Genomic DNA, 5411 nt, shown 5'->3' on the forward strand with positions numbered 1-5411 from the left:
GGACATGCACCGAGATGAAGTGCCGCGCTCCCGCCTGACGGGTGCGCAACGCGTGGAATTCGATGCCCTGCTCGCGATATTTTGCGAGCACATCTTCAACCGCCTGCATCTCATCCTTCGAGAGAGATGCATCCATCAATCCTTCCACCGACCGGCGGATTAACTGCAAACCAGTGTAAACAATATTGGCTGAAACAACCAGCGCGATAATCGGGTCAAGGATACTCCAACCCGTCAGGCCAACCGCACCCACCCCGATCAGTACACCAATCGAAGTCCAGACATCCGTCATCAGGTGATCTGAATCCGCTTCAAGGGTAATTGAGCCATACTGCTTGCCCGCCTTTAATAAAATCCGGGCAACTACAAAGTTAACCAGGGTTGCCACTACCGATACGGCCAGTCCAATACCCACCTGCTCAATTTCACGCGGATTAATGATCCGCTCTACTGCGGTGACCATTATTCCCGCTGCTGCGACAAGGATCAACATCCCTTCCACATTGCTGGAAAAATATTCCGCTTTACCATGCCCGTAGGTATGACTCTCATCAGCGGGGCGCGCGGCGATGGTCAACATGCTCAAGGCCATGATCGCGGCGAATAAATTGACAATTGATTCAATTGCATCCGAAAGCAAGCCGACCGAGCCAGTCAGCACATAGGCTCCAGCTTTGAGTGCGATGGTGATCAATGCCGCGGCGATTGAGAGCCAGGCATAGCGGGTAAGGGAAGGGCGTTTCATAGTAAGTTGATTATATCCGAATCTTAAACACAATACCCTTTCGTGCACAAACGGGCACAAAGAGACACAAAGGTTTTTAGTTCTTATCTTAGTGTTCCTTTGTGGTCTTTGTGTTAAAACAAAAAAGGGCGGGAAACCATCCACCCTTCCGAATAACGAATACCGAATCTCGCTTCCTAAATCACTCCCATTTTCTTTCCAACCTCAGCAAAAATTTCAAGACCTTTATCAAGATCTTCCGTCTCATGAGCTGCCGAGATCATCACACGGATGCGGGCTGTACCTTGCGGTACCGTTGGGAAGGCGATCGCAGTCCCAAAGACGCCTGCTTCGTAGAGCGCTTTGCTGAAACCCTGTGCCAGGGTCGCTTCGCCAAGCATCACGGGGGTAATGGGCGTCTCGCTATGCCCCGTATCAAAGCCGAGGGTCTTCATTTCAGTCTTGAAATATTTGGCATTATCCCAGAGTTTATCCACAAGCTCGGTAGATTCTTCAAGCAAGTCAACCGCCGCAAGACAAGCGCCCGCATCCGGAATGGTCATCGCTGAAGAAAACAGGAAGGGCCGTCCGCGCTGTTTAAGCCAATCGATAATGACCTGCTTCCCAGCCACGATCCCGCCGACCACCCCAAAGGCCTTGGACATGGTCCCGATCTCCACATCCACCTTGCCGTGCAGGCCAAAATGATCCACAATCCCGCGTCCGCCATGACCGAGTACACCCTCGCCATGAGCGTCATCAACCATCAAAAGCACATCGTATTTCTTTGTCACCTCGAAAAGTTTATCCAGCGGAGCCACATCGCCATCCATGCTGAAAACGCCATCCGTGACAACCAGGGCACGTTTATATTCAGAAAGATGTTCTTTTAGCATCTCCTCCAGGGATTCCGCGCTATTATGCTCATAAGCTTTGATCTTTGCGCCCGAAAGACGACAGCCATCGATAATGCTGGCATGGTTCAGTCGGTCAGAAAAGATCACATCTCCTTTGCCAACCAGCGCAGGGATAGTGGCCGTATTGGCATTGAAACCGGACTGAAAAGTAAGCGCGGCTTCAACCTTTTTAAACTCGGCCAGGCGCTGCTCCAGCTTGATATGTAAATCCATTGTCCCGGCTATGGTGCGTACCGCACCCGGCCCCACGCCGTATTCATCAATTGCGGCCTTTGCTGCGGCCGCGATCCTGGGGTGATTTGCCAACCCCAGATAATTATTTGAGCAGAAATTCAGCACTTTTTTACCATCCACCATCAGCCAGGCCCCCTGTGCTGAGCCGAGCGTGCGGATATTGGTATAAAGACCCGCATTTTGCAACCCCTCGATTTCTTTCTTGATCCAGTCAATCTTAGACATGCTTTTCTCCTCTGCACTGTCATTGCGAGGAGGGCGTTCGCGAAGCACACAGCGTGAAGCCCGGCGTAGCAATCTCGTTTTAGCAATGACTTAAACTTTATTTGACTCTTTCATTATAGCAAATACTATTTTCCCTGCTGTCACTTTATTTAGTGACAATATCCCTATTTATCGGTTTCGTCTTTCATAAAAATACCCATCTCGATCAATGCTGCCATAATTTTGGAGGAGGCCCCTGCCTGAACGACAACCGCTGTTGGGCCCAATACTTCGCCCAGAAATCTGCCTGCTTTGGATTTGCGTAACATCTCCAAGTCCTCCGGCTTGCTGAGGCGTAAAATCGACATCGTCTCCACCCGAGCTTCGGTTCCGTTCGCATCCCAACGCTGGAGGGCGCGAGACAGGGAGGGGGGGATATCTACGGCCGAAAATTTTCTCAACAGCCCCAACAAATGTGATATTTTCAGCCCCTGCTCACGAGCACGCTCCAGTGAAGACGGGGTGATCTGATATCGATATTCATCCGGATTATTGCTCTTCTCCCAATTACAAAAGCGTGAGAGCTGGTAACGTACACTCCTTGCAACATGGCGCGAGACTATGACCTGCCCGCTTGAGTTGAGATTGATTTTTTCGCTATCCTTTTCCTTACCCTCAACAAGCTTTCCCCTGACTCTGAATGCAGTTTCTCCGCCCTTTTCAATTGTTGAAGCAAGATCAACCAGCCCCAGCCAGTACAGCGGCCCCACGATGAAATAGCGGATGAGGGCTCCCTCGACCTCATCCCAATGCCCGAAACCGCGCAATCGAACACCATCATCGGCGCGGCGGATAAACCAGGCATCATAATCACCAGCAGTACGCTGGAAATCGGGATATGCCTTTTTTATATCGGCAATAAAGGATCTCAAACTCCACCACTTATTTTTCGGGATATTTTCAATAAAGCCCAGCAGCGCCTTTCGAGTATCCAGAACTGGGTTCACCCAGGCACCCTCACAGATCAAGGTTGGGATTTGGTGCAGTGTGTTGATCATTTCACTTTCGCGCCAGATTCGGATGAGCTGATTTAGGGCCTCGCTGCGTTCTGTTTCCAGAAATATTTTGATGGAATCTGTTTGGAGCTCCCCACCATCAATGATTAAACGAGCAGCAGGCAGGAGGTCGCGAGTGAAGCGGAGAGATGTCTCCAAACCAAAGGGGGGCTCATCCCATCCCAGACGCAATGCAGCCAGAAGGGTTGTTATATCATCCAGGAGATGATCGGTGGCCGGGCTAATATGGGCACACTCGTCAGGACGGGCAAGGCGTCCCAGTGATTTTGCCGGTCTGGTGGCTTTACCTTCCCCCTGAATGATTCCCAATAAATCATCCGGCAAATAGGCAAATTCCTGCGCTCCGTTGGGGTGATCAAAAAATGCGCGGGCAAGCAGGGCGCGGTAAAAGAGAGTTTCAGCAGCAGAAACAGGGGCAAGATAAATTTCTTCCCGATCCCGCCGACCAGCACCGACCTCACGTATTTCGCCAAATTGTCGTTCAAATTTTGCCCATGGTATCCGCCCCCCATTCTGAAGGAGGGCCTTCAACGCCTGCGCCGCATCAACCGGCAGGGCCTCAATCAATTCGGCAACAAGGGCTCCGTTAAGTAGTTTTTCACCCAATTCATCGCGAGCCCGCTTACGTTCACCGGCACTCAATTCCACGCCCCATATTTGAGCAAGAATACGCAGATGACCGAGATCGTGTTTTTTGAGGCTTTGAACAAGCGTCGGCATAGTTTGTCGGTCTTTTAGTCAGAGTGGCTGGTTCCGCGGACTACATCCAACACATCCGGAAGAATTTCCACGGAAAGGCCGCGCAAATTTGAACCGAAGTTTGTGTAAATTTCTCCGTCAATATGAATATAGAGGGGCTTGTCAGATTTGAGCGATAGTTTTTTGAATTGCCCGGCTTTGATTTCTGAAAAACTTTCCTGAGAGCCTTTCATAAATTCTGGCAAGAGCCGGAACATCATGAGGCGGGAAACCTTCTCGACGATCGTGTAATTCATGATCCCATCATCCGGGCGGGCAGATGGCGCCACATAAAAGCCGCCCCCTTCCCGCGGCCCATTGGCAAATACGACCATGATCGTATCCTGTTCCCACTTTTCATCTTCGGATTCAAAATGCATATGAGCAGGATCAAAATTGAGCAGGATGGTCTGAATCACGGCAGCCAGATACATCAAAAAGCCGCGCAGGATTGGCAAACGATGTGAGCGGATCGTAACAACAGCATTGAAACCAACTCCGAGGGAATTATCAATATATTCCTGCCGCCCATTTTCATCGACCATCAACCCCAAATCAATCGGCGTTGTTTTGCCATGCAGAGCCAGGGCCATGGCCTGATTTGCACTTTCAGGAATGCCATTGGCAAAGGCAAAATCATTTCCCGAACCGATCGGGACGACGCCAAGCGCGGGGCGCTTCTTAGCTTCAACCTGCATCAGACCATTGACAACCTCGTGTACCGTGCCATCTCCCCCCAACGCAACAACGAGATCATAGCCTTCTTCCCCTGCCTGGCGCGCAAGCTCAGTCGCATGGCCAGGATAAACCGTCCCGCTCCAATCAGCGTTTCCATATTCATTAACAATTGGACGTAAGTCTCGGGCCACATTCCAGGCGCGGCTCATATCAGCCACAGGATTCAAGATCAGCTTTACTTTTCGGGTCATCTTTGCTCCTCATAAACTCGGATTAAAATATTATCCCCCCCTGAATCAAAGACGGAGATTATACCGTCTCCATCTATTTAGGCTAATTCTTCAGTTGGCCTGGTGGCAATGCTGAATGAGCCGCGTTGATGTTTTTTTGCGTCATATAGAGCAGAATCGGCAGCACGTAATAGCTGTGAAGCCGTATTTCCGTGAATTGGGTAAAGCGCTACACCTCCCGACATGCTGATTTTGAGTTCAGAATCATCCGGAAGAGTGTAGGAAAAATTTTGAAGCTGTTCAATCATTTTGTCGGTAACCAGCTTTGTAGAGAGCATATCGCTTTGTGGGAGCACCAAAGTCAACTCGTCACCACCATAGCGAGCCAGGAAATCGCTGGAACGAAGCCCCTGTGCAAGGTAGTTGAATATTGCGTTCAAAACCAAGTCGCCAACAGGATGTCCATAGGTATCGTTGACAACTTTGAAACCATCGAGATCCATCATAACGGTAGCAAATGGATGCCCGGTGCGATGCGATGCGAGAATTTCCTGCTCTAGCAGCTTGTCGGAGAGAACAGCAGATTAACAACTTTGAGAGCAAATCAGGC

Annotated in this window: 5 protein-coding genes; all 5 read right to left on the reverse strand. The window is 50.2% G+C overall.

Annotated elements, in window-relative coordinates:
• Window positions 1-745: cation diffusion facilitator family transporter (locus tag AC3DOM_RS15330; RefSeq protein ID WP_487919916.1), on the reverse strand; the 745-nt coding region annotated here is incomplete at its 3' end.
• A gap of 176 nt (window positions 746-921) precedes the next feature.
• Window positions 922-2100: a glycine C-acetyltransferase gene (locus AC3DOM_RS15335; RefSeq protein WP_487919917.1), complete on the reverse strand. Its 1179-nt coding sequence runs from the start codon at window positions 2098-2100 to the stop codon at window positions 922-924.
• A gap of 164 nt (window positions 2101-2264) precedes the next feature.
• Window positions 2265-3875, reverse strand: a complete 1611-nt coding sequence (locus AC3DOM_RS15340) for a helicase-associated domain-containing protein (protein WP_487919918.1) — start codon at window positions 3873-3875, stop codon at window positions 2265-2267.
• Between the two features lie 14 nt (window positions 3876-3889).
• Window positions 3890-4822, reverse strand: a complete 933-nt coding sequence (locus tag AC3DOM_RS15345; RefSeq protein WP_487919919.1) for a diacylglycerol/lipid kinase family protein — start codon at window positions 4820-4822, stop codon at window positions 3890-3892.
• 77 nt (window positions 4823-4899) lie between these two features.
• Window positions 4900-5364 carry a GGDEF domain-containing protein gene (locus AC3DOM_RS15350; RefSeq protein ID WP_487919920.1) on the reverse strand — a complete coding sequence of 155 codons (465 nt, stop codon included), beginning with the start codon at window positions 5362-5364 and terminating at the stop codon, window positions 4900-4902.
• Between the last annotated feature and the right edge of the window lie 47 nt (window positions 5365-5411).

The sequence above is a fragment of the Candidatus Desulfolinea nitratireducens genome (assembly GCF_982879505.1).